The sequence below is a fragment of the Pseudomonas sp. PS02302 genome (assembly GCF_029959585.1).
Lineage (GTDB): Bacteria > Pseudomonadota > Gammaproteobacteria > Pseudomonadales > Pseudomonadaceae > Chryseomonas > Chryseomonas aestiva.
The window spans coordinates 69,986-94,973 of sequence record NZ_JASCON010000006.1 but is presented as its reverse complement, the minus strand read 5'-3'; the positions used below and the strand labels follow the sequence as shown (position 1 = coordinate 94,973).

At 67.6% G+C, this 24,988-nt stretch carries 23 protein-coding genes; 4 read left to right on the top strand and 19 right to left on the bottom strand.

The annotated features are described in order from the left end of the window. The first annotated feature begins 81 nt into the window (after nucleotides 1-81). Nucleotides 82-513 (top strand): DUF4398 domain-containing protein, encoded by a 432-nt coding sequence (locus QMX82_RS03880; RefSeq protein ID WP_133862970.1) that lies wholly within the window; start codon nucleotides 82-84, stop codon nucleotides 511-513. Between the two features lie 45 nt (nucleotides 514-558). Next, nucleotides 559-1,332, top strand: coding sequence for an OmpA family protein (locus QMX82_RS03875; RefSeq protein WP_208694159.1), 774 nt, complete (start codon nucleotides 559-561; stop codon nucleotides 1,330-1,332). Nucleotides 1,333-1,391: 59 nt separating this feature from the next. Here QMX82_RS03875 and QMX82_RS03870 read toward each other — a convergent pair whose 3' ends face one another. The 5 genes from QMX82_RS03870 to msbA form a co-directional block, all read right to left on the bottom strand. Continuing rightward, on the bottom strand, nucleotides 1,392-2,879 hold the full coding sequence (locus QMX82_RS03870) for a helicase HerA-like domain-containing protein (RefSeq protein ID WP_208694158.1): 1,488 nt from the start codon (nucleotides 2,877-2,879) through the stop codon (nucleotides 1,392-1,394). Between the two features lie 50 nt (nucleotides 2,880-2,929). Then, nucleotides 2,930-4,357: a bifunctional D-glycero-beta-D-manno-heptose-7-phosphate kinase/D-glycero-beta-D-manno-heptose 1-phosphate adenylyltransferase HldE gene (gene hldE / locus QMX82_RS03865; RefSeq protein WP_208694157.1), complete on the bottom strand. Its 1,428-nt coding sequence runs from the start codon at nucleotides 4,355-4,357 to the stop codon at nucleotides 2,930-2,932. 90 nt (nucleotides 4,358-4,447) lie between these two features. Further along, nucleotides 4,448-5,863 carry a PIG-L deacetylase family protein gene (locus QMX82_RS03860; RefSeq protein WP_282281303.1) on the bottom strand — a complete coding sequence of 472 codons (1,416 nt, stop codon included), beginning with the start codon at nucleotides 5,861-5,863 and terminating at the stop codon, nucleotides 4,448-4,450. Between the two features lies 1 nt (nucleotide 5,864). Beyond that, on the bottom strand, nucleotides 5,865-6,761 hold the full coding sequence (locus tag QMX82_RS03855; protein ID WP_208694155.1) for a GNAT family N-acetyltransferase: 897 nt from the start codon (nucleotides 6,759-6,761) through the stop codon (nucleotides 5,865-5,867). Continuing rightward, nucleotides 6,755-8,566, bottom strand: a complete 1,812-nt coding sequence (gene msbA, locus QMX82_RS03850) for a lipid A export permease/ATP-binding protein MsbA (RefSeq protein WP_282281302.1) — start codon at nucleotides 8,564-8,566, stop codon at nucleotides 6,755-6,757. The genes QMX82_RS03855 and msbA overlap by 7 nt, the downstream gene beginning before the upstream one ends. Nucleotides 8,567-8,814: 248 nt before the next feature. On the opposite strand from msbA, the gene QMX82_RS03845 reads away from it, so the two are divergent. Then, the gene (locus QMX82_RS03845) at nucleotides 8,815-9,411 is read left to right on the top strand and encodes a serine acetyltransferase (RefSeq protein ID WP_282281301.1); all 597 of its coding nucleotides are present in this window, start codon (nucleotides 8,815-8,817) and stop codon (nucleotides 9,409-9,411) included. Here the strand turns inward: QMX82_RS03845 and QMX82_RS03840 are convergent. Continuing rightward, the gene (locus QMX82_RS03840) at nucleotides 9,386-10,225 is read right to left on the bottom strand and encodes a hypothetical protein (RefSeq protein WP_208694152.1); all 840 of its coding nucleotides are present in this window, start codon (nucleotides 10,223-10,225) and stop codon (nucleotides 9,386-9,388) included. The two genes, QMX82_RS03845 and QMX82_RS03840, sit on opposite strands and share 26 nt — an antisense overlap. Before the next feature lie 22 nt (nucleotides 10,226-10,247). Beyond that, on the bottom strand, nucleotides 10,248-11,297 hold the full coding sequence (locus QMX82_RS03835; protein WP_282281300.1) for a hypothetical protein: 1,050 nt from the start codon (nucleotides 11,295-11,297) through the stop codon (nucleotides 10,248-10,250). Between the two features lie 124 nt (nucleotides 11,298-11,421). Between QMX82_RS03835 and QMX82_RS03830 the strand changes: the two genes are divergently transcribed. After that, complete coding sequence (locus QMX82_RS03830; protein WP_282281299.1) at nucleotides 11,422-12,063, top strand: lipopolysaccharide kinase InaA family protein; 642 nt, start codon at nucleotides 11,422-11,424, stop codon at nucleotides 12,061-12,063. 1 nt (nucleotide 12,064) lies between these two features. Here the strand turns inward: QMX82_RS03830 and QMX82_RS03825 are convergent, their stop codons facing one another. The 12 genes from QMX82_RS03825 to waaF all read right to left on the bottom strand — a co-directional run bounded on the left by QMX82_RS03825 (nucleotide 12,065) and on the right by waaF (nucleotide 24,931). Further along, nucleotides 12,065-13,237, bottom strand: a complete 1,173-nt coding sequence (locus QMX82_RS03825) for an O-antigen ligase family protein (RefSeq protein WP_222613579.1) — start codon at nucleotides 13,235-13,237, stop codon at nucleotides 12,065-12,067. Between the two features lie 5 nt (nucleotides 13,238-13,242). Continuing rightward, a complete protein-coding gene (locus tag QMX82_RS03820) occupies nucleotides 13,243-14,004 on the bottom strand; it encodes a glycosyltransferase family 2 protein (RefSeq protein WP_208694148.1) in 762 nt (253 codons plus the stop codon). A gap of 50 nt (nucleotides 14,005-14,054) precedes the next feature. After that, nucleotides 14,055-15,014 carry a glycosyltransferase family protein gene (locus QMX82_RS03815; protein WP_282281298.1) on the bottom strand — a complete coding sequence of 320 codons (960 nt, stop codon included), beginning with the start codon at nucleotides 15,012-15,014 and terminating at the stop codon, nucleotides 14,055-14,057. Continuing rightward, on the bottom strand, nucleotides 15,011-16,144 hold the full coding sequence (locus tag QMX82_RS03810; RefSeq protein WP_282281297.1) for a glycosyltransferase: 1,134 nt from the start codon (nucleotides 16,142-16,144) through the stop codon (nucleotides 15,011-15,013). Before QMX82_RS03810 ends, QMX82_RS03815 begins: the two co-directional genes overlap by 4 nt. Further along, nucleotides 16,141-17,883: a carbamoyltransferase family protein gene (locus QMX82_RS03805; RefSeq protein ID WP_208694145.1), complete on the bottom strand. Its 1,743-nt coding sequence runs from the start codon at nucleotides 17,881-17,883 to the stop codon at nucleotides 16,141-16,143. The genes QMX82_RS03810 and QMX82_RS03805 overlap by 4 nt, the downstream gene beginning before the upstream one ends. A gap of 186 nt (nucleotides 17,884-18,069) precedes the next feature. Continuing rightward, nucleotides 18,070-19,491 (bottom strand): lipopolysaccharide kinase InaA family protein, encoded by a 1,422-nt coding sequence (locus tag QMX82_RS03800; RefSeq protein ID WP_282281296.1) that lies wholly within the window; start codon nucleotides 19,489-19,491, stop codon nucleotides 18,070-18,072. Then, nucleotides 19,488-20,243 carry a lipopolysaccharide kinase InaA family protein gene (locus QMX82_RS03795; protein ID WP_282281295.1) on the bottom strand — a complete coding sequence of 252 codons (756 nt, stop codon included), beginning with the start codon at nucleotides 20,241-20,243 and terminating at the stop codon, nucleotides 19,488-19,490. The genes QMX82_RS03800 and QMX82_RS03795 overlap by 4 nt, the downstream gene beginning before the upstream one ends. Then, nucleotides 20,240-20,971 carry a lipopolysaccharide kinase InaA family protein gene (locus QMX82_RS03790; RefSeq protein WP_133862986.1) on the bottom strand — a complete coding sequence of 244 codons (732 nt, stop codon included), beginning with the start codon at nucleotides 20,969-20,971 and terminating at the stop codon, nucleotides 20,240-20,242. The genes QMX82_RS03795 and QMX82_RS03790 overlap by 4 nt, the downstream gene beginning before the upstream one ends. Continuing rightward, nucleotides 20,971-21,777 (bottom strand): lipopolysaccharide core heptose(I) kinase RfaP, encoded by an 807-nt coding sequence (gene rfaP / locus QMX82_RS03785; RefSeq protein WP_282281294.1) that lies wholly within the window; start codon nucleotides 21,775-21,777, stop codon nucleotides 20,971-20,973. The genes QMX82_RS03790 and rfaP overlap by 1 nt, the downstream gene beginning before the upstream one ends. Further along, nucleotides 21,774-22,892, bottom strand: coding sequence for a glycosyltransferase family 4 protein (locus tag QMX82_RS03780; RefSeq protein ID WP_282281293.1), 1,119 nt, complete (start codon nucleotides 22,890-22,892; stop codon nucleotides 21,774-21,776). Before QMX82_RS03780 ends, rfaP begins: the two co-directional genes overlap by 4 nt. Next, entirely contained in the window at nucleotides 22,889-23,896 is a 1,008-nt protein-coding gene (gene waaC / locus QMX82_RS03775; protein WP_282281292.1) for a lipopolysaccharide heptosyltransferase I, read from the bottom strand. The genes QMX82_RS03780 and waaC overlap by 4 nt, the downstream gene beginning before the upstream one ends. Further along, a complete protein-coding gene (gene waaF / locus QMX82_RS03770) occupies nucleotides 23,897-24,931 on the bottom strand; it encodes a lipopolysaccharide heptosyltransferase II (protein ID WP_282281291.1) in 1,035 nt (344 codons plus the stop codon). Nucleotides 24,932-24,988: the final 57 nt, after the last annotated feature.

The following is a 24,988-nucleotide window of genomic DNA, read 5'->3' as shown; positions in this document are numbered from 1 at the left end:
CGTGCGGCTTTCACCTGACCAGGCGCCCGCCCTGCCCGTGCCGGCGGCGCGCTTTTCGGATCAACAACGGAGCTTGAATCCATGAAGAGTGCCACTGCCCAAAAGTCCCTTTCCAAAGCCTGCACCCTGAAACTTGCAGCCCTTGCCCTGGGCAGCTCGCTGTTGCTGGCCGGTTGCGCCGGCAATCCGCCGACTGCGCAGATGGCCGTGACCCAGTCCGCCGTCAACGAGGCCGTGAGCGGCGGCGGCAACCAGTTCGCCCCGATCGAGACCAAGTCGGCCCAGGACAAGTGGACCCAGGCCCAGACTGCCCTCTCCAACGAGAAGTACGACGAAGCCAAGCAACTGGCCGAACAGGCCGAGTGGGATGCTCGCCTGGCCACCCGCAAGACCCAGGCCGCCAAGGCCGACGCTGCACTCAAGGATGCCCAGAACAGCATCCAGCAGATCCGTGAGGAAGGTCAGATCAACCTGCAGCTCCAGCAGAACCTGCAGAAGAAGGTCCAGCAGTAAGCGACCGCCCCTTTCCTCCCTTCACGAATTCAAAGGACGACAATCATGCGTAAACACATTCTGATCCCTGCCGTGTCGCTGCTCAGCCTGGCCCTGGCCGCCTGCTCCACGCCGCCTAACCCGAATCTGGAACAGGCCAAGTCCGACTATTCGGCGCTGGAATCCCAGCCCCAGGCCGCGCAACTGGCCGCCCTGGAAACCAAGGACGCCGGTGCCTGGCTGCAGAAGACCGAGAAGGCCTACAAGGACGGTGAAAACGAGAAGACCGTCGACCAACTGGCCTACCTGACCAACCAGCGCATCCAGACGGCCATGCAGACCATCAAGCTGCGCATGACCGAAGCCCAGATGCAGAATGTCGACGCCGAGCGCACCCAGGCTCGCCTGGACGCCCGTACCGCCCAGCTCAAGCAGCTGCAGGATGCCCTGCAGGCCAAGCAGACCGAGCGCGGCACCGTGGTGACCTTCGGCAACGTGCTGTTCGACTTCAACAAGGCCGAACTCAAGCCCCAGGGCTACGCCAATGCTCAGAAGCTGGCCGATTACCTGAAGCAGAATCCCGAGCGCAAGGTGATCGTCGAGGGTTACACCGACAGCGTCGGCAGCGACTCCTACAACCAGCAGCTGTCCGAGCGTCGCGCCCAGGCCATCCAGACCGCCCTGGTCAGCGCCGGCGTCGAGCCGAGCCGCATCCAGACCCGTGGCTATGGCAAGGCCTTCCCGGTGGCCAGCAACAGCAACGCCTCCGACCGCGCCCTGAACCGTCGCGTGGAAGTGACCATCTCCAACGACGCCAACCCCGTCGCCCCGCGCATGTAATGACTGCGTGAAGCGCAAGGACCCCGCCCAGGCGGGGTCTTTTTTTGCCTGCGGTCCGGCTAGCGGCGCTTGCCACCCAGCAGGGAGCCAAGCAGCCCCCGAACCAGCTGCCGTCCGAGCTGATTGGCCGCCTGGCGTGCCGCGCTCCTGAGTGCATTTCCCGCGAGTTGGCCTACCAGATCGCCGAGCGCACCGCCCTCCCCGGCCTTCTTTTCCGGTGCCGGCGCCTCGGCCGGTACCCGCTCGGCCTGACGCTCGCGCAGAATCTCGTAGGCCGATTCGCGATCCACGGCCCGGTCATAGCGACCCGCCTGGGGCGACTCGCGGATCAGCGTCTGGCGCTCGGCTTCGCTCAGCGGGCCGACCCGGGATTGCGGCGGGGCGATGGCCACGCGCTGGACCATCGCCGGTGTGCCCTTGTCTTCCAGGCTGCCCACCAGGGCTTCACCGATGCCCAGCTCGGTCAGCACCTGCAGGCTGTCGAACGCCGGATTGGGCCGGAAGCCGTCGGCCACCGCGCGCAGGGCCTTCTGCTCCCGGGCGGTGAAGGCGCGCAGGCCGTGCTGGATGCGCAATCCCAGCTGGGCGAGGATGGCGTCCGGCAGGTCGCTGGGCGACTGGGTGACGAAATAGACGCCGACGCCCTTGGAGCGGATCAGTCGCACCACCTGCTCCAGGCGATCGCGCAGGGCCTTGGGGGTGTCGCCAAACAGCAGATGGGCCTCGTCGAAGAACAGCGCCAGCACCGGCTTATCGGCATCGCCGCGCTCGGGCAGTTGCTCGAACAGCTCGGCCAGCAGCCAGATCAGAAAGGTGGCATAGACCTTGGGCGCCTCGTGCACCAGGCGACTGGCGTCGAGCAGATGGATGCGTCCGCGACCGTCGGCCTCCGGGCGCAGCACGTCTTCCAGTTGCAGCGCCGGCTCGCCGAAGAAGGCCTCGGCGCCCTGCTGTTCCAGGGTCGCCAGCCGCCGCAGCAGCGCCTGGGCCGAGGCGCCGGCGAACAGCGCGCGGTCTTCGCCCAGGGCCTCGGGCTGTTCGCGCAGGTGATTGAGGACGGCCTTGAGGTCCTTGAGATCGAGCAGCAGCAGGCCTTCGCGATCGGCCACCTTGAAGGCGGCGTGCAAGGCGGCCTGCTGGCTATCGGTCAACTCCAGCAGGTTGCCCAGCAGCAGCGGACCCATCTCGCTCAGGGTGGTACGCAGCGGATGACCGCGCTTGCCGTCGACGTCCCAGAGGGTGACCGGATAGGTCCGGGGCTGGTAGGGCAGGCCCTGGGCGGCGATGCGCTCGGCCAGCTTGCCCTGGGGCGTGCCAGCCGCGCCGAGACCGCAGAGATCGCCCTTGATGTCGGCGGCGAAGACGGCGACGCCGGCGTCGCTGAAGGCCTCGGCGAGGCGCTGCAGGGTTACGGTCTTGCCGGTGCCGGTGGCGCCGGCGATCAGACCGTGCCGATTGGCCAGCTTGAGCGGATGACCGAGCGGTTGGCCAGTGTTCGGGGCGGCAGAAACGGCAGTACCAAGGATCAGCAGGGGCGTCGAGGACATGGCGCAGCTCCGTAGCGGTTATGCGCCCAGCTTAACCCGGGACTCCGCGCTCAGGTACGGTTGCGGATCCGCTCGACGATAGCGGTGGTGGAGCTGTTTTCCACCAGGCCGAGGATGCGCACCTCGCCACCATAGGCCTGCACGATCTGGGCGCCGACCACCTCTTCGACGCTCTTGTAGTCGCCACCCTTGACCAGCACATCCGGACGCACCTGCTCCAGCAGGCGCTCCGGGGTGTTCTCGCTGAAGGGGATGACCCAGTCCACCGCGCCGAGGCCGGCCAGCACCGCCATGCGCCGGTCGACGCTGTTGATCGGTCGGCCCGGCCCCTTGAGGCGGGTCACGGAGGCGTCGTCGTTGACCGCCACGATCAGGCGATCGCCCTGGGCCCGCGCCTGTTCCAGATAGGTCACGTGACCGGCGTGGAGGATGTCGAAGCAGCCGTTGGTGAAGACGATCTTCTCGCCGTGGGCGCGGGCGTCCTCGATGGCCAGCTGCAGCTGTTCCAGGCTCAGGACGCCGCGCTCGGAGCCTTCCGAACGCTGCACCGCGCGCCGCAGCTCTGGAGCGCTGATGGCGGCGGTACCCAGCTTGCCGACGACGATGCCGGCAGCCAGGTTGGCCAGCCCCACGGCCTGGGGCAGGTCTTCACCGGCGGCCAGGGCAGCGGCCAGGGTGGAGATCACGGTGTCGCCCGCGCCGGTGACATCGAACACCTCGCGCGCACGCGCGGGCAGATGCACGGCCGGTTGAGCGGGACGCAGCAGGGTCATGCCGTGCTCGCCACGGGTCACCAGCAGCGCCCCCAGATCCAGGCGCGCCATCAGTTCGCTGCCCTTGGCGACCAGCTCGGCGTCGTCGGCGCAGACGCCGACGATGGCTTCGAATTCGGAGAGATTCGGCGTGATCAGGCTGGCGCCGCGATAGATGGAAAAGTCCTTGCCCTTGGGATCGGCCAGCACCGGGATGTTGCGCGCCTTGGCCAGCTGGATGAGGGCCTGGTGATTCTTCAGGGCGCCCTTGCCATAGTCGGACAGCACCAGCACCTTGACCCCGGCCAGCATGGCGGCGGTGTCCGAGGCCAGTGCCTGGGCATCGGTGTCGAAGGGCTCTTCGAAGTCGACCCGGATCAGTTGCTGATGGCGACTCATGATGCGCAGCTTGACGATGGTCGGCTGCTGGGCGATGCGCTGGAAGCGCACCTGCACATGGGCGGCTCTCAGGCTGTCGGTGAGGGCATCGGCGGCTTCGTCCTGGCCGGTGACGCCGACCAGATAGGCCGGCGCGCCCAGGGCGGCGATGTTGAGGGCGACGTTGGCCGCGCCACCGGGACGATCCTCGTGCTGGTCGACGCGCACCACGGGTACCGGTGCCTCGGGCGAGATCCGCGAGGTGGTGCCGTGCCAGTAGCGGTCGAGCATCACGTCGCCGACCACCAGGACCGGCGCGAGATCGAAGCGAGGCATGGTCAGCTTCATAGGGACAGGCTCCAAAGCGCGAAAATGGCGGCGATCATAGCATAGGGGCCCAGGCGTCCCGGAAGCGCCTGCCAGCGGGAGACGCCGGGTTCAGAGCTCGTCGCGGCGGTCTATCCAGAACAGCTCGTGACGGCGTACGGCCTTGCGAAAGAACTCGTCTTCGCCGGTGCGCGGCCAGCGGCGACCGGCCAGCAGCCACTGGATGGCCCGACGCAGGCGTTTCTTCGCCGGCAGCGGCACCAGCAGGTCGTGCTGCAACCCCAGGGCCATGGCCTTGTCCAGACGCTGCTCCGGCGTCAGCAACGGACTCCAGGGCACCAGCGGCGCGGGCGTCTCAATGGCCGGCGGCAGGGCGATGCCGCCCTCGGCCGGGCCCATGGGCCAGCGGTCGTTGTCGTGCAGGTGGTTGGCGTAGAGCAGTTCGAGTTCGGGCTGCCACTGGCTCAAGGTCAGGGCTTCGCGCAGGGCCTGGGTACTGGCCACGTGATCGGCATGGGGATCGATCTGCGGATGCGGCAGCACCACCACCTCGGGACGGAAGTGCTCCAGCAGGGCCACCAGATCGGCCACCAGATTGCGCCAGGTGGGGGCGCCGTCGACATCGCCGGGCAGTTGCAGGGGATTGTGGCGCCGGGCGCTGCGCACATCGCTGTCACCGGACTCGCGGGAGCCGAAGGTGTCTTCCGGCGCCTGGCGCATGGCTGGCAATTGCAGGCAGTAGTAGCCCAGCTGCACGCAGCGCTCCGGCGGTACCCCGCCCCACAGCGGCGTGACCAGGCTGTCCCAGGTGCGCAGCCGTCCCTTGAGCCGGGCCGCGGCCTGGCGATCAAGGCCCAGGCGCTGGTAGTACCCGGCCTCGATCTCTCCCTGGGTCAGGGTGACGATGCTGGCTTGCCGCGCCTGGCTGTAGAGGCCGAAGGCCGCCAGTTCGGCGTCGTCGGCGTGGGGCGCGATGACCATAACGCTCTTGCTGCGGAGATCCGGCTGGGCGAAGACGTGCAGGCGCAGCTCGCCCTGCAGCCGGCAGAAACGCGTCCAGAGGTGCAGTTCGCCACGCCGCAGGGCCTCGGCGTAGCCACTGAGATTGATGTAGCGCCGCCCGGCCACGCCGCGCTCGAAGTCCTGGCGATCGGTGTCATCACCGGCACGCAGGCGCACCTGGGGATCCAGCAGGCGACCGAGCCAGCCCGCCCGCAGCCGACCTTCCAGAAACAGCGTCAGCTCGCCCGGCGGCAACTCCACCGCGGCCAGTCGACCGTGCTCCAGATGCAGCCCCAGCACCAGGGTGTCGGCAGGGAACTGGTAGCTGTAGTTGTCGCGCGGCGAATAGAAGAGGTGATCGGCGAACCAGGCCTCGTGGCCAAGCCAGACCAGCAGCGCCAGCAGTGGCGCGCTCCACCAGGGCCCGAGCGCCAGGCAGCCGAGCAGCACGACGGCGATGACCGCCAGGACCAGCCGCTTGTGACGGCGGTGACGTTTGAGCAGGGCTTGTTTGCGGGCGGTCATCTCAGCTCTCGAAGACGGTGACGCGGTGGCACCAGCGGTCCTTGTAGTCGCGATCGGCGCGGCCGAAGGAGTAGCGCAACGCCTTGCCGAGGGCGCGGGCATCCTGCCAGGCGGCCTGGGTGTTCAAATAGGTAAGGACGCTGCCGGGACTCAGGTCGCTAGCAGCGGGATCGACACCGCCGTTGACGTATTCGACGCTGATCCAGTCGGGCGCTTCAACCCGATAGAGCACCTGGATGGCCACCGGACGTTCGCCGAGCATGAGCAGCGAACCGGTCATGAATTCCCGCAGCAGGCCGAACACCTCGGCCAGCCGGGCCTTGCCCGGTACCTCGAAGCCCCAGCGCGCCTCGAACAGCTCGGCATAGATCCGCGCCTGCTCGGCGCTGTCCAGCTCGGCCACGGGGACCACGCGGCCACCGGCGTCTTCGAACAGGCGCTGCTCGCGACGCTGGTTGTAGCGGAATTTCTTCGACCAGGCTTCCGGCTCGCGAAGCATGGCCAGTTCTTCGCTCTGCCGGCGCAGGCCGGCGAAACGCTCGTCGCACAGGGGCGACAGATAGCGGGCGCGCTGGCGCAGGGGCGCCGCGCTATCCGGGGCGGCGGGCAGGATGATTTCGGCGTTGCCCAGGTCGAACAGGGCACGCTGGCGGCGCTTCTTGAGCACCGTGCGCGACAGCGCCAGCTCGCGTCCCCAGCAGGGCACCGCGGCCTGCAGGCCATCCGCGCCAGGCCAGCCCAGGTAGCGCACCGGAATGCCGGCCAGTCCGGCCAGCCGGTCGACCACCTCGGGGTGGCTGGCGACGCTGCCGCCATGGCGCTGCCAGGCGGCGGCGTAGTCGGCGGCGGAAATGGTCGTCCAGCCGCGCTCACGCCAGAAACGGAATCTATTCAGCATTCGATCGTCGGCGCCGGCGGCACGACCTCCTCGAATTGCTTGGCGTGCAGGCGCGCATAGTAGCCGTTCAGCGCCAGCAGCTCACTGTGGCTGCCGCGCTCGACGATGCGACCATGGTCCATCACCAGGATCAGGTCGGCCTTCTCGATGGTGGAGAGGCGGTGGGCGATCACCAGGGTGGTCCGGCCCTGCATGACCCGGTCCAGCGCCGCCTGGATGTGGCGTTCGGATTCGGTGTCCAGCGCCGAGGTGGCCTCGTCGAGGATCAGCAGCGGTGCGTTCTTCAGCAGCGCCCGGGCGATCGCCAGGCGCTGGCGTTGACCGCCGGAGAGCAGCACGCCGTTCTCGCCGACCTGGGTGTCGTACTGCTGCGGCAGGCGCTGGATGAATTCGTCGGCATAGGCCGCCTCGGCCGCTGCCCTGACCTGCTCCATCGGCGCCCCGGCCAGATCGCCATAGGCGATGTTGTTGGTGACGCTGTCGTTGAACAGGGTGACGTGCTGGGTCACCAGGGCGATGTGCCGGCGCAGGTTGGTCAGCCGATAGTCCTGGATCTCCAGGCCGTCGAGGAGGATCTCGCCCTGCCCGTGCTGATAGAACCGCGGGATGAGGTTGGCCAGGGTCGACTTGCCGCTGCCCGAACGGCCCACCAGGGCCACCATCTGGCCGGGCTCGGCGACGAAGTCGATGCCTTCCAGCACCGGCTTGTCGGTGCCCGGATAGCGGAAGGTCAGGTTGCGTACTTCCAGGCGCCCCTGAACGTGCTCGCGTTCTTCACGGCCGTCGTCACGTTCGGCGGGCTCGTCGAGTTGCTCGAAGATGCTTTCCGCACCGGCCACGCCGCGCTGGATGGTGGAGCTGACCTCGGAGAGCTGGCGGATCGGCTTGGGCAGCAGGCCGGCCATGGTGATGTAGGCCACCAGGTCACCGGCGGAGGCTTCGCCACGCAGCCAGAGCACCAGGAACATCAGCACCGCCATGGCGGAATAGATGACCAGCTGCAGCATCGGCGTATAGACCGCGCCGGTCTTGGTCATGGTCAGCTGCTTGTCGGTGTTGGCCAGGCTGGAGTCGAGGAAGCGCCGTTGCTCATAGGGCTCGCCGCCGAAGCTGCGCACCACCCGATAGCCCTGAATGGCCTCGGAGGTGATGTGGGTGACGTCGCCCATGGCCGACTGGATCTTGCTGCTCTGCTTGCGGAACTTGCGACTGGCGCTGGTCACCATCAGGGCGATCAGCGGCAGGATGGCCACCATCACCAGGGTCAGCTTCCAGTTCATCCACAGCAGCGAGGCGAACAGGAAGACCACGGTCATGCCTTCGCGGATCACCACCTTGATCGCCTCGGTGGCGGCACCGGTCACCATGGTGACGTTGAAGGTGATGCGCGAGATCAGGTGACCCGAGTTGTTGGCGTCGAAGTAGCGATTGGGCAGGCGCAGCATGTGGTTGAACAGCGCCACCCGCAGGTCGTGCACCAGGCCGAGGGAGACCCGCGCCAGGAAGTAGTTGCCGAGAAAGGAACCGACCCCCTGCCAGGCGGCGATCAGGATGATCATCAGCGGCACCGCCTGCACCAGGTGCAGGCCACCGACGATGGGCCAGCCCGGGAACATGGAGGCGTTGGGGTTGTTCAGGCCATCGACGAAATACTTGAGGATGCCCGCCAGCATCGGCTGGGTGGAGGCGAAGATCAGAAAGCCGACGATACTCAGGGCGAACATGCCGATGTAGGGCCGCACGTAGCCGAGCAGGCGGAAATAGATCTTCAGACTGGAGGTCTGCGCAGGGGAGTCTTGGCTCATGGTCTCGTCGTGACGCAAAAGCGCCATGTTAACACGCACCCGCCGCCGGCCCAGCGGCGGGATTTTCCGCTAGGCTCTGCACGAAAAGTCGTTGAGCGAAGGTCAGGCGAGGCGAAAAAGGCTGAAGAAGCGGAGTTTACGAGCGGTAAATGAGCATTCCGAATGCCTTTTTCAACGAAGCATCACCGAGCGCAGACACTTTTCGTACAGAGCCCAGGCTTGCCCTACCCCGACCCGGAACACCTATCATGTCGCCGCTGATCGCCACCTTCGCCGAACTCAAGGATTACTGGCGCCTGGAGGTGCTGGACGCACCCGGCAAGCCCTTGCGACTCAAGCGTCTGCTCCGGCGCGTCACCGCGGGAGAGAGTCCGAGCTTTCTATTCTGGTATCGCCTGGCGCAATTCCTCTATTGCCGACCGCGCGGCCTGCTCAACTACCGCAAGCTGGCCGAGCGGATCAATCGCCGGCTGATCCGTCGCCACAATATCGAGATCCTGCTGGGCGCCCGTATCGGCCCCGGGCTGCGCCTGCCCCATCGCATGGGCATCTGCGTGTCCAATCTGGCGGTGATCGGCCGCAACGTGATGATCCGCCAGCACACCACCATCGGCATCAAGAGCGATGATCCGGCGCAACTGGTCGGCATCTTCATCGGCGACAACGTCAGCCTCGGCGCCCACGTCTGCATCGTCGGCGACCACCTGACCATCGGCGACAACGTGGTGGTCGGCGCCGGCGCCCTGGTGATGCGCGACATTCCCGCCGACAGCCTCTACTACAGTCGCCACGAGGCGGTGATCCGTCCGCTGCCGGGCGCTACGCCCGGGGATGCCGCCCGCTGAGGACGGTCCGCAGCATCTGCGGCAGCACGCCGTACAGATACGGCCGATTGCCCAGCAGCTGCCGCACCAGGTAGCGCAGCACCTTGCCGCGCGAGGCGCCCTTGTAGTGCAGGCGCAGCAGCAGGGCGACATAGAACTTCTCGATGTCGCGAAAGCGCCGCTGGGCCGGGGTTTCCGCTTCCAGTTCGGACAGCGAATGATCGAGGATGCCCGCGCACAGCAGCTCCACCGGCTCGTTCCGCGCCAGCGCCTGCACCCGCAGGAAAAAGGACACGTCCACGCCATAGAGGGCGAAGCGCTCGTCGAAGACATCGCCGTGGCGGGCGGCGATACGCGCGGCCAGGCCCTGCGTCAGGCACAGGCCCGAACTGATGGTCACGGTGGCCTGGGGATCCAGGGGTCCCTCTGCGGTCACCACCGCCTTGTACTGATGGGGATAGCGGATGGCGCCCGCCCCCTGCACCAGGGGTACCAGCAATTCGGCGTCCTGGCCAAGCGCCTGCAGAAAGCGCCCGTCCACCACGCTGTCCTGGTCGAAGACCACCAGACGCTCGGCGCCCAGCCGCAGGGCCTGGTTGTAGACCCGACTCAGGGGCGGATTGCCGAGGTCTTCCTCGATCAGGACCGTCGTCCAACCCGGGGCCGCCAGCAGCGCCTGGCGCTCCGCGGCCGCCAGCGTCCGGGGGCCGTTGTTCCAGACCAGCAGGGCGCTGTCGGCCGGCAGGCTGGCCGGGGGCTGGGCCAGCAGGCTGTCGAGGGTGGCCGACTCCGCGGGACGCAAGCCATAGAGGACGACGAGAAAGAGCGTTCGCATGGAATTTCCTGGGGATCGCGGCCTAGCCGCGCACCCGCTTGCGCAGATAGTCGAGGGCCGCGCCGGCTTCGTCGGCCAGGTGCGGACGCGGCAGGTCGTTGGGCCAGATGCCTTCGGCGAAGGCCTGGCGATCGCCGCCGCCGAGACGCTCGCTCAGCGCCCGCTCCCACCAGACGTGGCGACAGGCACGGGCATAGCTGTCCTGGGGCGCCAGGCAGCCATAGAGCAGCTTGCGTCCCAGGCTCGCCCGCTGCTTGTCCAGGCCGGCCAGCTGCCACTTCACCCGCAACCGGGTCCAGACATCGGGCAGCGGCTTGGTCAGGGGTACCTCCTGCCAGTGCTGCTGCAGCGCCGGCGAATAGTCCTCGCCATAGCGCTCGAAGAAGTGCGCCAGCATGAAGTGCAGAAAGCGCTTTTCCGCGTAGTAGTGGCGTACGGGGCCACGCGCCTCGCCGATGGCCAGATCCGCCAGGCTGAACGACAGGGCGATCTGCTCCAGGGTATGGACCTCCTCGTCGTGGCCATGCCAGTCATCGATCAGGGCGATGGCCTGCTCGACCCGCGGCAGATGGACCCGCGCCAGACCGCAGACGCCGCTGTTGTAGAGCCGGGTCTCTTCCGCCGGCTCCTGGCCACGCGCGGCCAGGGCCGCCGCGAAGCGGGCGAATTCCGGGCGGGTACGGGCCTTGCGCCAGGGCCACTCCTCGATGTCCAGCAGCCCGCGTCCGCTGTCGATGCCGTCGAATAGTGAAGCCAGCGGCGCCTGGACCACGGTGTCGCTATCCAGGAACAGGGTCTTGTCGGCCCGCGGCAAGGCCCAGGCGATGGCGCAGGCCTTGCTGCGATGCAGATAGCCGTGCTGCCCCTGCCACTCCCTGAGCGTCGCGGCCTCGATGGCCACGACTTCCGCCGGCCAGCCGCGGTAGTCCTGCGGCCGATCGGTCAGGATACGGAGGGCGATGTCCTGGCCCTGCCGCCAGTACAGGGCGCTGAGCAGGCTGAACTTCAGCTCCTGCCGATAGGCCTGGGCACCGCCGTAGACGAAATACAGGAGTTGACGTGTGGGGCGCATGTAAAGCTGCCGGCAAAAATCTGATTTCTGATTCTAGCAACAAGCGACCGGATAGGTCGCAGGGGTCACTTCACAGCCTGCCACCTTCGGGTAACATGCACGCCCTGACGTTGACGGGTCCTGCATGAAGCCTCTCGAACATTCGCGCTATCTCGAACTGCGCGACGCCGCCCAGGTAGTGGAAGCCGATCACCATGGCGACAAGGTCCTGCGCCTCACCGATGGCAGCTATCTCAAGCTCTTTCGCCGCAAGCGGCTGCTGACCTCGGCGGCGCTGTTTCCCTATGCCCAGCGCTTTGCCGACAACGCCCGCCAACTGGCCGAGCGCGGCATTCCCTGTCCGCAGGTGCTGGAGGTCTATCGCGCCGCCTCGCTGCAGCGCGATCTGGTGCACTACAGCCCGCTGCCGGGTGCCACCCTGCGCCAGCTGCGCACCTCGGACGAGGCCGCGGCGCTGCGCCCCGCCCTGGGTCGCTTCATCGCCGAGCTGCACGACAGCGGCGTCTACTTCCGCTCGCTGCACCTGGGCAACGTGGTGCTGACCCCCGCCGGCGAACTGGGGCTGATCGACATCGCCGATCTGCGCTGTCATGCGCGGCGTCTGCCGCTGCGCCTGCGGGTGCGCAACTTCCATCACCTGCTGCGCTACGACGAAGACCGCGACTGGCTGTTCGAGCCCGGTCGCGAACCCTTCCTCAGGGCCTATGCCGAAGCCTGTCGCCAGCCCCTGGACTGGCGCGAACTCGACCGGCAGCTGCAGGACTAGCTCAGGACTGGACCGGCACCGCCTGTCCCAGCGCCAGCTTGCGCCGGCGCTGCACCTCGGCGCCGACGATCATCGCCGCAGGCAACAGCACCAGCGGCCACAACTCGTCCGGATTGCCGATCAGCTTGGCGCCGTCGAAATTGAGCATCAGCAGGGCCACCGCCAGATAAAGCCCCCAGGGATCACGCTGGCGCAGGGCCGCGCCCAGGCTGGCCAGCATCAGCACGCCGAAGATCAGCAGCGACACCAGGCCGGTGTAGATGCCGAAGGAGACGAAGATGTTGTGCGGGTGCTGGATGGCTTCGGTGCCATGCAGCAGGTCGTGACTCTGGTAACCCAGGCCGCAGCCCAGCCACCAGCCGCAGGACTCCCAGTCCTTGATCATGAAGTGGAACAGCTCGATGCGTCCGGAATCCGCCCGACCCCAGAAGGCGACAAACCAGGCCTCGGTATGCACCACCTGGACCACTCCGGCGATCAGGGCACTGACCAGGACGACCAGCGCCAGGGTACGCAGCGGAAAGCGTGGAAAGGCAAACAGCACGCCGAGGGCGGCCAGGAAGCCGATGCCCACCAGACCGGTGCGGGTCTGCAGGGCAAAGGAGATGCCGACGATGCTGACCACCACCGCCGCCAGCAACTCGATCCAGCGCCGCTCGCGGATCCAGGTGGGCGCGGCCAGGCCGCCCAGGCAGACCATCCAGATGCTCACATAGATGGGATTGGAGATGCGTCCCGGCAGGTGGATGACCCGCTGGCCGACGGCATAGTGGCCGGTCAGCCAGAACACCAGGCTGGAGCCCACGGCATAGGCGCAGACCACCCAGAAGGCCAGGCGTACGAGGCCGGGGCGACGAAAGAAGTCGCCATCCACCAGGCAGGCCACGGTCAGCACGAACAGCAGCACATAGAGGATGTGCTTGAAGAACTGCCCCTCCTCGGCCCGTGCCCCCGGCACGATGAACCAGGCGAGAAACACCAGCCAGAGCAGCAGCAGCGGCGAGCGCCAGTCGATCAGCCGCGGCCGCAGCACGAAGAGGATCAGCGCCGGCAGGGCGATCGCCGCATAGAAGTAGCTGTTGATCCACTTGGCCGTGGGGATGCACAGGTAGGCGGCCATGAACACCAGCACCGCCAGGGTGAAATAACGACTCTGCTGCAGGCGATCGAGCAAGGGTGTCACCACAACAGGGCTCCCAGGAGTGCGCCGACCAGGAAGGCCAGTGCCAGTTTGATGCGTTCCATCCGCCGCCGCTTCTGCTTGTCGTTGCGGTCCTTGTCGCTGACCACGTGCTGGCCGAAGCCGGTGTGCAGCACGGCATCGTTTTCCAGGATCAGCGCGTGGCGATGGGCGTCGGCATAGCGCCGGGACAGCTCCTTCTCGCCGCTCAGGTCGCCGTAGGGGGCGTGCAGCAGGTAGTCGGCGCGCCGGCGCAGACCGGGATTGAAGGAAAAGCCCTGCCATTCGGGCTTGTGCGAACCGACTTCGTAAAAGGCGATACCGGCATGCACCTGCCGCGACTTGAGATAGACGTAGGGGCTGTGGATCGCCAGGTCATGGGCATGGCTGCGCAGCCAGACCTGCAGCGCCTGGGGATCGGCCTCCAGCAGCGCCTGGGAGTCCTCGATGAAGCCCGGGCGATAGAAGGCCCAGTCATCCTCGCAGTGGAAGATCCAGCGGGTCTCGACCCGGGCATAGGCGGCGTCGACACTGCGCATCTGGCCAAGCTTGGGGTTGTTGACGATGAACTCGGTGTGCTCGCGCCAGTGGGCCGGGATGCAGTCCCGTACCGCCTCGTCACCGGAGTCCTCGGTAATGAAGACGCGGCGGATGGGCGCGCTGTTGAATGCGTCGAAGGTCGCCAGCGTCTGCCGCAGCAGGTCGAAGCGCCCGCAACTGGTGACCACCACGGAGATGTCGCTGTCGGCGGAAAACTGCACGTTCTACCCTTTCTGCCAGTTGAGTCGAAAGCCGGACCTCGGGCAGCGCATCAGCGTCCCAGCCTGCCGAGCAGGCGGTGCAGGAACCCCGGAGCGACTGCCGGTCGCAGCGCTGGGGTTATAGCCGAAACGATGCGCTCACCCAAGTGGCCGAAAGCGAAAGAGTGACGCGCCAGGGCCTCTCCAGCCCTGGCGATGGCCGCGGCGTGCGCCGGATCGCCGCGCAGCCGGGCGAGTTTCTCGCGCAACTCGTCCAGCGAGCGATAGAGCACCACGTTGACGTCATCCGCGAAACCCAGGGCGCGGTTCTCCTCTTCACCCTGATCGAAGGTGAAGAGCACGCAACCGCAGGCCATGGCCTCGAAGTTCTTGATCATGTATTCGCCCATGCCGACATCGGCGCCGACAAAGAAGCGGATGCGGTTGAGGGTCTGCAAGTATTCGTCGCCCGAGCGGGTCTTGGTGATCAGCAGCGGCTCGACCTGAGCCAGGTCTTCCAGCAGCTGCTTGCGCCCACTGTAGGCCACGCTGCCGAGGCTGCCGACGAAGCCCAGCTCGATGTCGCGTTCGAGCCCCAGGTCGCGCAGGCGGCTGTCGTCGTAGCCCTTGGGCACGAAGTGGGCGTCCACCCCCTCCTCCTGCAGCCGCCGCGCCACGCCGGCGCCGGAGACCAGCACCCGCACGTGGGGCATGGCCCGGTAGTAGCGGCTGAATTTGCCGGTGTACTTGCAGGGGATGAAATTCTGGTAGGCGTCGTGCTCCAGCTCCACCAGATTGGGCAGGCTGCGGATGAAGGCGACCTGCCTGAGCTGCTTCTTGAATCGCAGAAACAGCAGGATGCGATCGTATTGCTCGGGCTGGGGCACCGCGCGGCGGAAATAACCGCGCAGATCGGCCTGTTCCTCATCACTCAGCCAGCGCAGGTCGCAGTCGCAGTGGGCGGCGATGCTGGCATAGAAGTGGTCCAGCAGGATGCGTTGCTCCTTCTGGACCAGGAACAGGACTTTCACGGCGCCGGGGCCCTGAAGGCGGCGACCATCGGCAGGCGCCAGAAGTCACGGCGCACCGCTTCGTCGGAGAAGCGTTCGGCCAGGCGCTCGCGCATGTGCTGCACGCAGGCGCGTCTCTGGCTCGGCGCCAGGCGGCCGAGGTGCTGCAGGCCCTGAGCAAGGGCTTCGGCGTCGCCCAGGGGAAAGAGGAAGCCGACCCCCTCGACAATCTCCCGGGCGCCGCCGCAGGAAGTGGCGATCAGCGGGACGCCGGCGGCCATGGCCTCCAGCAGGACCATGCCGAAGGGCTCGTGGTCGGAACTCAGGGCAAAGACGTCGAAAGCCTTGAAATAGCGCCGGGCGCCGTCCACCTGACCAAGGAACAGCACCCGGTCGGCGATGGCCAGTTCGCGGGCCAGGTCCTTGAGGTCTTCTTCCAGGCGGCCCTTGCCGAGGATCGCCAGCAGGGCATTGGCCGGCAGATTCGGCAGGGCGGCGGCGAAGCCGCGCAGCAGGGTGGCCTGGTCCTTGTCCGGATGCAGGCGACCGACGTTGCCGACGATCCAGGCGTCCTGGGGCAGCTTGAGCCCGCCGCGGGCCTCGTCGGCCGGCAGCAGTTCGCGCTCCACCGCCTCGACATCCAGACGGTTGTAGAGGGTCTCGATGCGCTCCGCTGGCCAGTCCTTGAGGCGCTGCCGCAACTCGTCGCGCACCGCGTCGGAGACGCCCAGCAGGGTCAGGCGCTTGCTCATCAGCTTGGCGAACAGCCGCCGGCCGAGCCGGTCGTAGTCGCCAAAGGCATGGTGGACGCCGATCACCGGGAGGTTGGTGGCCAGGCAGGCGATCCAGATCGGCTTGAATCTATGGGCGATGACGAAGCGGATACCGCGCGAGCGGACGATCTCGCGCAGCGCCTGGATGGCGCCGAGCTTGAGACCGCGCACGTCCTTGGAGGAATACTCCAGGAACAGCACCTCGTCGCTGCCGCAGCCGGCGGCCACCTCGGCATCGGCCGTACCGGTGAGAAAGACCGTGGTGACGCGATAGCCGCTGCCCGCGAAGAGGCTGGCGGTCTGGCGAGCGCAGTCGAGGAAGGGACCGTCGTAGCCATGACAGAACTGCAGCACCCGCGGTTCGGCGGAACGCGTCATAGGCCGGCCCCCTCCTTGATCACCAGGACGTCTTCCATAATCAGGTACTGCAGGTCCGAGCCGAAGAACATGTTCAGGGCATCGGTGGGCGAGCAGACCATGGGTTCGCCGCGGCGGTTGAGCGAGGTATTGAGGGAGACACCGTTGCCGGTGAGCTTTTCCAGCTCGACCATGAGGTCGTACCAGCGCGGATTATGCCGGCGCTCCAGCACCTGGGCGCGGGAGGTGCCGTCTTCGTGGACCACCTCGGGCACCCGGTTCTTCCACTCGTCATTGACCTCGAAGGTAAAGGTCATGAAGGGCGAGGGATGGTCGACCTTGAGCATCTGCGGCGCCACGGTATCGAGCATGGACGGGCAGAAGGGCCGCCAGCGCTCGCGGAACTTGATCTGGGCGTTGATGCGATCGGCCACGCCCGGCACGCTGGGGCAGCCGATGATGGAGCGACCGCCCAGGGCGCGCGGACCGAACTCCAGGCGACCCTGGAACCAGGCCACCGGGTTGCCGGCCACCATGATCTCGGCGATGCGCTGGGGCATGTTGTCGATCCGCTCCCACCTGGGTGCGTTGGGATGGCGGGCGCAGGCGGCGATGACGTCCTCGTTGCTGTAGCCGGGGCCGAGATAGACGTGCTCCATCTTCTCCACCGGCACGCCACGGGCGTGGGAGACGTAGGCGGCAGCGCCGACGGCGGTGCCGGCGTCGCCCGAGGCGGGCTGGACGAACAGCTCCTTGACCTCGGGACGGGCGATGATCTTCTGGTTGAGCTTGACGTTGAGCGCGCAGCCGCCGGCAAAGGCGATCTTCCCGGTCTGGCGGATGATGTCGCCCAGGTAGTAGTCCATCATCTCCAGCGCCAGGCGTTCGAACAGTGCCTGCATGCTGGCGGCATAGTGGATGTAGGGATCGTCGGCGATGTCGCCTTCACGCTTGGGTCCCAGCCACTCGATCAGCTTGGGCGAGAAGTAGTAGCCCTTGCCCTTTTCCTTGTAGCGGCGGAAGCCGATGACGTTGGCGTAGTCGGTGTTGATGATCAGCTCGCCGTTCTCGAATTTCGCCAGGCGCGAGAAATCGTACTTGCTGGCATCGCCATAGGGCGCCATGCCCATGACCTTGAATTCGCCGTCGAGCATCTCGAAGCCGAGGAATTCGGTGAGGGCGCCATAGAGGCCACCCAGGGAGTCCGGGTCGTAGAACTCCTTGATCTTGTGGATCTTGCCGTTCTCGCCGTAGCCGAAGAAGGTGGTGGCGTACTCGCCCTTGCCGTCGATGCCGAGGATCGCGGTCTTTTCGCTGAAACCCGAGCAGTGGTAGGCACTGGAGGCATGGGCCAGGTGGTGCTCGACGGCTTCCAGCTTGACCTTCTTCAGGTCGAAGCCGAGCTGCACCAGGCACCACTCGATGCGCTTCTGGTAGCGGTGGTAGCGACGATTGCCGAACAGGATGGCGTCCAGGGCGCGATCCGGGGCGTAGGCATAGCGCTTGGCGTAGTGCCAGCGGGCTTCGCCGAAGAGACTGATGGGCGCATAGGGAATGGCCACCACGTCGACATCGGCGGGGCTGATCCCGGCCTGTTCCAGGCAGAACTTGGCCGACTCGTAGGGCATGCGATTCTTGGCATGCTTGTCGCGCACGAAGCGTTCTTCTTCCACCGCGGCGATCAGCTTGCCGTCGATATAGAGCGCGGCGGAGGGATCGTGGCTGAGGGCGCCGGACAGGCCAAGGACGGTCAGGGACACAGGTAAAGCCTCTGTACAGGGCGAAGCCAGAGGAGTTCGCCGGGGTTTCGCGAGGCCGCTGCAGGCCCGCCTCGCCTCAAAAACGGCGAATTATAGCTGTTCAGGCAGGCCACGGGTAATGGCCGCACGCCGGAGCGGGGCCTAGCGCACGGCGATTCAGCCCCGGTACAGATGGCGGGTCGGCGCTCAGGCCGGCGGCAGGCGCTCGTCGAGCAGGCGATGCAGGGCGCTGTCGGCCGGCCAGTTGCGCAGCAGTCGGGCGCGGTCGCGGGCATAGGCGGCGGCGTAGGCACGGTCGCTGGCGTGGGCCTGGAGGGCGTCGAGGTCGATCACCAGCCAGCGACCTTCATGCCAGATCAGGTTGGTGCCCTTGAAATCGCCATGGCCGAGGCGCTCGCGACGCAGGGCCTCGACCAGCGCCAGCAGGGCCTCCAGCTCGACCGCGGGTGGCGCCGACTGCACATAGGGCGCGAAGCGCTCCAGCAGATTGGGCCCGTCGACGAAGGGCGTGACCAGATAGGCGCGCCCGCGCAGGCCGAGAAAGCGGCGCTCGCGCACGGCCAGCGGCTCGGGGGTGGGAATGCCGAGGAATCGCAGCCGGTGCCCTTCGCGCCAGCTGTGCCAGGCCCGGCTCGGTCGCCAGAAGCGCGTCAGCCAATGGCCGAAGCCCTTGATGTTGTATCTCTTGAGCACCAGGCCCTGGTCCTGCCACTGCACGCGGGCCACGGTGGCGGCGCCGCCGTCCTTGAAGGTCGGCAGGCCGGCCAGGGCGGCGTCGGGATCGGCCAGCAGGCCTTCCAGGCGACTCAGCCAGGTGCGCCGCACGGCGATCAGGCCAAAGGCGCTACGGGTGACGGCGAACAGCGTGCACTCCCGGCCGCTCTTCTTCAGGTAGTCGGCCAGGCGCCAGCGGCGGATCTCGGCGGTGCGCGCCAGCAGGGCTTCCAGGCGCAGGGCGTGTTCGGCATTGACCAGCAGGTAGTGGATCAGCAGCTCTTCCAGCTGGGCATCCAGGGTGGCCGGCAGCTGGGCGAAGAACACTGCCAGATTCTCCTGCACCCGCGCCTGGGACAGCGGCTGGCCGACGGTCTCGGCCTGGATGTCCGCCGCGTCTATGACCAGAGCGGCGCCGTCCTTGACCAGCAGGTTGTCCAGGTGCAGATCGGCCTGCCAGAGCCCCTGGGCATGCAGCCGCGCCAGGGTGGCGAGGGCCGCGCCGAGCAACGCGTCCTGTGCCGGCGACAGGGGCGGTTCGGTGGCGAGCGGCTGCCAGAGCTGCTCGACGCTGGGCGCCGCCGCGATGAAGTCGAACAGCAGCCAGGCGCCCTGCCCGCTCGTCTCGCCGCTCTCCAGCAGCGCGGGGGTCGGCGCCGCGGCGGCCGCCAGCAGGCGACAACCCTCACGCTCGCGGGCGAATTGCCGACTCGCGCGCTCGCCGACCAGCAGCTTGGCCAGCACCCGCCGGCCCTGCCAGCGGGCCTCGCCGACATAGCGCTGACCGGGCAGCACCCTGAGCAGCGACAGCAGTTCCAGCTCGCCACTGGGCAGTTCGATGCGCAGTGGCAGGGTCGGCGCACGACCGGCCTTGGTCAGTTGCTCCAGGGTCATGCCTTGCGCTCCTTGTGGCGGCGACGCCCGGCCAGACGCCGACTCCAGTCGCGTACGGCAGCGCTGTCCAGCGGCTGGTCCAGATAGCTCGCCAGCAGGTGGGCGATGTCCTGCTCGCGCCATTGCGGCGCGCGGCGCAGCAGGGGTTCGAGATCGCGCAGGCGATCGCGCCGGCCGAACAGCAGCGGCCGGGTCTTTTCCAGATCGATCAGCCGCGCGGCCAGGCCTTCGCCCTGACGCTGCAGGAACAGATGCTTGGGATAGAAGCAGCCGTGCACCTGGCCGGCGGCGTGCAGCTGGCGAGCCAGTTCGCCGACGGCGACCAGCACCGCCTGGCGCTCTTCGGGGGCCAGGTGCGTCCAGACGCGTAGCCAGCTGTCGAGATCGCGCCAGTCATCCAGCGCCCGCGTCAGCAGGATGGCACGCCAGCCCTGGTCATCGCGGCGCTCGCCGTAATAGGCCAGCTCCAGCGCCGGGATGCCGCGCTCGGCGTAGCGGCGGATATTGCGACTCTCGCGGGCGAAGGTCGGCTCGCCCAGCGGGCGGGCCAAAGTGCGGGTCAGGTAGTCGCGCTGGCGCTTGAGGTAGTAGCCATGGCCGCCAACGTCCAGGCGAAACACCTGGCTGAACCCGCCGCGTCCCTGGTTGGGTTCGTCCACCGCGGTCAGCTCCAGCGCCCATAGCGCCGCGAAGCTGTCCAGGCCCTGGCCGGCCAGCACGGCCCGATCCTCGGCCGCCCACACCTCGTTCATTCCCGCCCCTTGAAATAGTCCAGCACCTCGCGGATGCGCCCCTTGTCGTTGTCGCTGAGGCGCGCGCGACCGCGGTATTGCAGATAGAACCTGAGGCGCTGGGTGCGCGACAGCTGGTACTTGGCCACCTTGTCCAGGCAGGCCAGGTCCTTGACGATGCGCCAGCGCAGCCAGTGGCCGACCCAGAAGGCGCCGGCCGGGCAGTCGATGAGATAGAGCACGCCCTGGCCATCCACCAGCAGGTTGCGCCACTTGAGATCGTTATGGACGAAATGGTGGTCGTGCAGGGTCCGGGTCGCCGCGGCCAGCTGGCGGCTGACGTTGTCCACCCACACCCGGTCGCGCAGCCGCGGATCTTCGCGGCGGGCCAGCTCGGCAAGATCCAGGGTGTCGGGAATCTCGCGGGTGATCATGGCGCCGCGAGCGAAGCCCCGGGGCGAGCGCTCCATCCCCCAGGCCACCACCGGCGCGGTGGCGATGCCCCACTTGGCGAAACGCTTGAGATTCTGCCATTCGGCCTTGACCCGCGGCCGCCCGACATAGCGCCGCAGACCCTTGCCGGCGCCGTGGTAGCGCTTGACGTAGTAGCGGATGCCGTCGCGCTCGATGCGCACCACTTCCGACAGCGGATCGCTGGTCAGGCGTTCGCCGCCGAGGGCGAACACCGCTTCCAGGGTGGCGAATTCGGGCAGGTGGGCGACGCTGGAATCGATGCGCCAGTCAGCCATCAGAGCCGGTCCCCGTAGCGTTCCTTGCGTTCCAGCAAGGCGGCGGCCTTGCGTTCCAGACGCGCCAGCAGCGGCGCCTCGTCGCGCAGGATCTCGCGCAGCGGCCGCTGGAAGTAGCCGCGCAGGAAGCGCAGGAAGTCACGTCGCGTCAGGCCGATGCCCAGGGCGGAGAAATACAGCCCGGCCAGGTCCTTGTCGCGCCAGCGCCGGGGCACCTGGGTGCGGCACTGGGCGCGGTGCAGGTCGATCAGCCAGAGTCGCAGAGTGGCCACGGTGACCGGCTGGGCGGTGTCGAGCAGGAAATGGCAGATGTAGCAGTCGCGATGGTTGACGCCCGCCCGGTGCATAGCGCCGGTCATGCGTGCCACCTCGGCGATCAGCGCCCGCTTGAGCAGGGGTTCGGGCGGCTGGCAGAGCCAGTCGAGGCTGAAGTCTTCGAGACTGACGGTGGGCGCCAGCTCCTCGGTGATGATGAAGGAGTGCTGGGTCGCCGGATTGGCGCCGCGCTCGCCGAAGGCCACTGCGGTCATGGTCGGCACGCCGACCTGGTGCAGTCGCTCGATGGCCTGCCATTCCTGGCGCGCGCCCAGCACCGGCTGCTTGGCCTGCAGCAGATTCTTGGCGATCTCGCCCCAGCCGATACCGCGGTGGATCTTGACGAAGTAGCCACGGCCGGCCACCTCGGTGCGCAGGGTGCGGCGTCCGTCCAGCTCGCGATAGACCTGGCCCTGCAGGGCCTCCACGGCGACGAAGGGATCCTGGCCGGCCCAGCGGCTGGCGAAGGGCTCACGCAATTCCAGGGTCATGCCACCCCCAGGATGACATCGGCGGCGCGTTCGGGCAGCGAATAGAGATCGGCGCTGGCGGCGAAGGTCAGGCCATTGCGGCCCTGCACCGCGCGGCGCTCGGGATCGGCCAGCAGCTCGGCGAGCATCCTATCTAGCGTCTCCTGGGCGAAGGGTGACGGCACCACCGCGCCGGCGCGGGCCTCGTCGATGTAGTGGGCATAGCCGCAGACGTCGGTGACCAGCACCGGCAGCCCGGCGACCAGCGCCTCCAGCAGCACGGTGCCGGTGTTCTCGTTGTAGGCCGGATGGATCAGCAGATCGGCGCCGAGCAGGAAGCGCGGGATATCGCTGCGCCCCTTGAGGATCTCGACCCGCTCGCTGACGCCCAGGGCCTTGGCCTGCAGCAGGAAGGGCTTGGGATCGTCCTGGCCGATGGCGAACAACCGGGTGCGGCGGCGCAGTTCCCTGGGCAGGGACGCCAGGGCGCGCAGGCTGCGATCCAAGCCCTTGGTCTTGAAGCCGGAACCGATCTGCACCAGCAGCAGCTCGCCCTCCTCCAGCCCGAATTCGCGCCGGAAATCGGCGCGGATCTCGGCGGCGTTGGCCGGCGCGCGGCGATCGGCGGCGATGCCGGGCGGCAAGAGGTGGAAGCGCGGCGCCGGCGTGGCGTAGTGCTTGACGAACAGCGGCTGCTGCACCTCGGAGATCATCAGGATCTCGGTCGACGACTCGGGGGCGAACACCGCGCGTTCGTACTCGGCGAAATGGCGATAGCGGCCCCACTGGCGATACAGCGGATTGCGCAGGGTCTGGGCCTTGTCCTCGAAGCAGGGATCGGCGGCGTAATAGACGTCCAGCCCCGGCATCTTGTTGAAGCCGATCACCCGGTCCACCGGATCGCGGGCGAGATCGGCCTGCAGCCAGGCGTGGAATTTCTCGTTGCGTCTGTGATTGAACAGGGCGCTGACCCTGGCCACCCGCACGTCGAAGCCCTCCGGCACCGGGCCTTCCCAGATCAGGGTGTAGACGCGGATGGCATGGCCCCGGCGCTGGCACTCCTGGGCGATGCGCAGGAAGTCCCGCTGCAGGCCGCCAAAGGGAAAGTACTTGTAGAGCACGAAAGCCAGGGTCATGCGGGGAGGTCTTCCAACAGCAGGGTTTCCAGTTCCAGTTCGACCCGCTCCGGGGTCAGGGCGGCGAGACTGGCCGCGGGCTGGTCGCGCGGCTCGTCGGTGCCGTCCAGCCCCACGGCGCTCAGGTGCACCTGGGAGCGGCCATAGGCGCCGACCTTCTTCGGACTGGTCGGGCCATAGAGCGACACGCTGGGCACGTCCAGGGCCGCGGCCAGATGACCGAGGCCGGTATCCACCGCCACGCAGGCACGGGCGCCGGCCAGGACCTTGGCCACCCCGGCGAGATTCAGTCGCGGCAGCACCTGGACGCCATCCAGGCCGTCGGCGATGCGTTCGGCACGGGCATGTTCCGCCTCGCTGCCCCACAGCAGTCGCACCGGCCAGTCCAGCCGGCTCATGCGTTCGGCCAGTTCGCGCCAGTGGGCCTCGGGCCAGTGCTTGCTGACCCAGGTGGTGCCGTGCAGGAAGACCACATAGGGCGTCTCGTTGGGGCCGGCCAGGCGTTGCCGATCCAGGCCGTAGTCACCCACGCCCGCCGGCAGCGGATAGTCCAGGGCCTGAGCGAACAGCTGGCGGATCCGCTCCAGGGCGTGCTGCCCCTTGGCGACGTGATAGCGCTCGTCATAGAAGCGGCTGGCCAGGGGCTCGCGGGCGGAGTTGCGGTCGAGACCGGCCACCGGCGCCTCGGCGTAGCGGGTCAGCCAGGCGCTCTTGAGCAGGCCCTGGGCATCGATCACCCGGTCATAGCGCTGCTCGCGCACGCGCGCCTTGAATTCGCCCCACTCGCCACTGGCCCAAGCGGAAAAGGGCTGCTTGCGCCAGCGGCGCAGGGCCACCGGGATCACCTGGCTCACCGCCGGGTGCCAGGCGGGAATCTCGGCGAAGCCCTCCTCCACCACCCAGTCGAAGCAGATGCCGGGGATGGCCCGGGCCGCATCGGTCAGGGCCGGCAGGGTATGGATGACATCGCCAAGGGAGGAGGTCTTGATCAGCAGCACGCGCATCTAGCCCACCTCGATCGGATCGGCGACCAGGCGGCCGAGCGCCTCTTGCACCAGGCTCGGCTGCAGCAGGCGCAGGCAATCGTAATGGCCGAAGCGGCAGGTACGGTCGAAACAGGGACTGCACTCCAGCCCCAGGCGCACCACCTCGAACTGGCTGGCCAGCGGCGGCGTGAAGCCCGGCGAGGTGGAGCCATAGACCGCCACCAGCGGGCGATCCAGGGCGGCGGCCACGTGCATCAGGCCGGAATCGTTGCTGATGACCGCACCGGCACAGGAAAGCAGATCGATGGCCTCGGCCAGGGAAGTACGCCCGGCCAGGTTGTAGACATCTTCCTCGAAACCGGGGGTGACCCACTCGCGGATCTCTTCGCCACCGGGGGCGTCCTTCTGCGAGCCGAACAGCCAGACCTGCCAGCCCTGACGCAGCCGGGCATCGGCCACGGCGGCGTAGTGCTCGGCCGGCCAGCGCTTGGCCTCGCCGAATTCGGCGCCCGGACAGAGCGCCAGCACCGGCCGGTCCAGACTCAGGCCGAAGCGCTCCAGGGCGGCGTCACGGCTGGCCGGGTCGATGGCCAGCCGTGGCTTGGGATAGGGTTTGGGCAACTCCGCACCGGGCGCGTAAGCCAGCGCCATGAAGCGCTCGATCATCAGCGGATAGCGCGCCTTATCGAGGGTGCGGATATCGTTGAGCAGGCCGAATCTCATCTCGCCACGCCAACCGGTGCGCGTAGGAATGCCGGCGAAATAGGGCACCAGCGCCGACTTCAGCGAATTGGGCAACAGAATCGCCTGGTCATAGCGACCGCGCAGCTGCTGGCCGATGCGCCGGCGGGTGGCCAGCTCGAAGGCGCCGTGGCCGAGGGGAAAGCTCAGGGCTTCGCGCACCTCGGGCATGCGCTCGAGCAGCGGGCGACTCCACTCGGGGGCGAGGACGTCGATCTGGCAGTCGGGGTGCTGGCGCTTGAGGCAGACGAAGAGGGTCTGCGCCATCACCATGTCGCCGACCCAACTGGGTCCGATGATCAGAATATTCATGCTGGAAGGCGATCGGCACCTAGCGGGTGGCCGACTCCCACTCCCTCAGACCCGGCC

What these genes read in the sequence shown, in the direction of transcription:
- QMX82_RS03880 (WP_133862970.1), top strand. Translation starts at nt 82, where the DNA reads ATGAAGAGTGCCACTGCCCAAAAGTCCCTTTCCAAAGCCTGCACCCTG.
- QMX82_RS03875 (WP_208694159.1), top strand. Translation starts at nt 559, where the DNA reads ATGCGTAAACACATTCTGATCCCTGCCGTGTCGCTGCTCAGCCTGGCC.
- QMX82_RS03870 (WP_208694158.1), bottom strand. Translation starts at nt 2,879, where the DNA reads ATGTCCTCGACGCCCCTGCTGATCCTTGGTACTGCCGTTTCTGCCGCC.
- hldE (WP_208694157.1), bottom strand. Translation starts at nt 4,357, where the DNA reads ATGAAGCTGACCATGCCTCGCTTCGATCTCGCGCCGGTCCTGGTGGTC.
- QMX82_RS03860 (WP_282281303.1), bottom strand. Translation starts at nt 5,863, where the DNA reads ATGACCGCCCGCAAACAAGCCCTGCTCAAACGTCACCGCCGTCACAAG.
- QMX82_RS03855 (WP_208694155.1), bottom strand. Translation starts at nt 6,761, where the DNA reads ATGCTGAATAGATTCCGTTTCTGGCGTGAGCGCGGCTGGACGACCATT.
- msbA (WP_282281302.1), bottom strand. Translation starts at nt 8,566, where the DNA reads ATGAGCCAAGACTCCCCTGCGCAGACCTCCAGTCTGAAGATCTATTTC.
- QMX82_RS03845 (WP_282281301.1), top strand. Translation starts at nt 8,815, where the DNA reads ATGTCGCCGCTGATCGCCACCTTCGCCGAACTCAAGGATTACTGGCGC.
- QMX82_RS03840 (WP_208694152.1), bottom strand. Translation starts at nt 10,225, where the DNA reads ATGCGAACGCTCTTTCTCGTCGTCCTCTATGGCTTGCGTCCCGCGGAG.
- QMX82_RS03835 (WP_282281300.1), bottom strand. Translation starts at nt 11,297, where the DNA reads ATGCGCCCCACACGTCAACTCCTGTATTTCGTCTACGGCGGTGCCCAG.
- QMX82_RS03830 (WP_282281299.1), top strand. Translation starts at nt 11,422, where the DNA reads ATGAAGCCTCTCGAACATTCGCGCTATCTCGAACTGCGCGACGCCGCC.
- QMX82_RS03810 (WP_282281297.1), bottom strand. Translation starts at nt 16,144, where the DNA reads ATGACGCGTTCCGCCGAACCGCGGGTGCTGCAGTTCTGTCATGGCTAC.
- QMX82_RS03800 (WP_282281296.1), bottom strand. Translation starts at nt 19,491, where the DNA reads ATGACCCTGGAGCAACTGACCAAGGCCGGTCGTGCGCCGACCCTGCCA.
- QMX82_RS03795 (WP_282281295.1), bottom strand. Translation starts at nt 20,243, where the DNA reads ATGAACGAGGTGTGGGCGGCCGAGGATCGGGCCGTGCTGGCCGGCCAG.
- QMX82_RS03790 (WP_133862986.1), bottom strand. Translation starts at nt 20,971, where the DNA reads ATGGCTGACTGGCGCATCGATTCCAGCGTCGCCCACCTGCCCGAATTC.
- rfaP (WP_282281294.1), bottom strand. Translation starts at nt 21,777, where the DNA reads ATGACCCTGGAATTGCGTGAGCCCTTCGCCAGCCGCTGGGCCGGCCAG.
- QMX82_RS03780 (WP_282281293.1), bottom strand. Translation starts at nt 22,892, where the DNA reads ATGACCCTGGCTTTCGTGCTCTACAAGTACTTTCCCTTTGGCGGCCTG.
- waaC (WP_282281292.1), bottom strand. Translation starts at nt 23,896, where the DNA reads ATGCGCGTGCTGCTGATCAAGACCTCCTCCCTTGGCGATGTCATCCAT.
- waaF (WP_282281291.1), bottom strand. Translation starts at nt 24,931, where the DNA reads ATGAATATTCTGATCATCGGACCCAGTTGGGTCGGCGACATGGTGATG.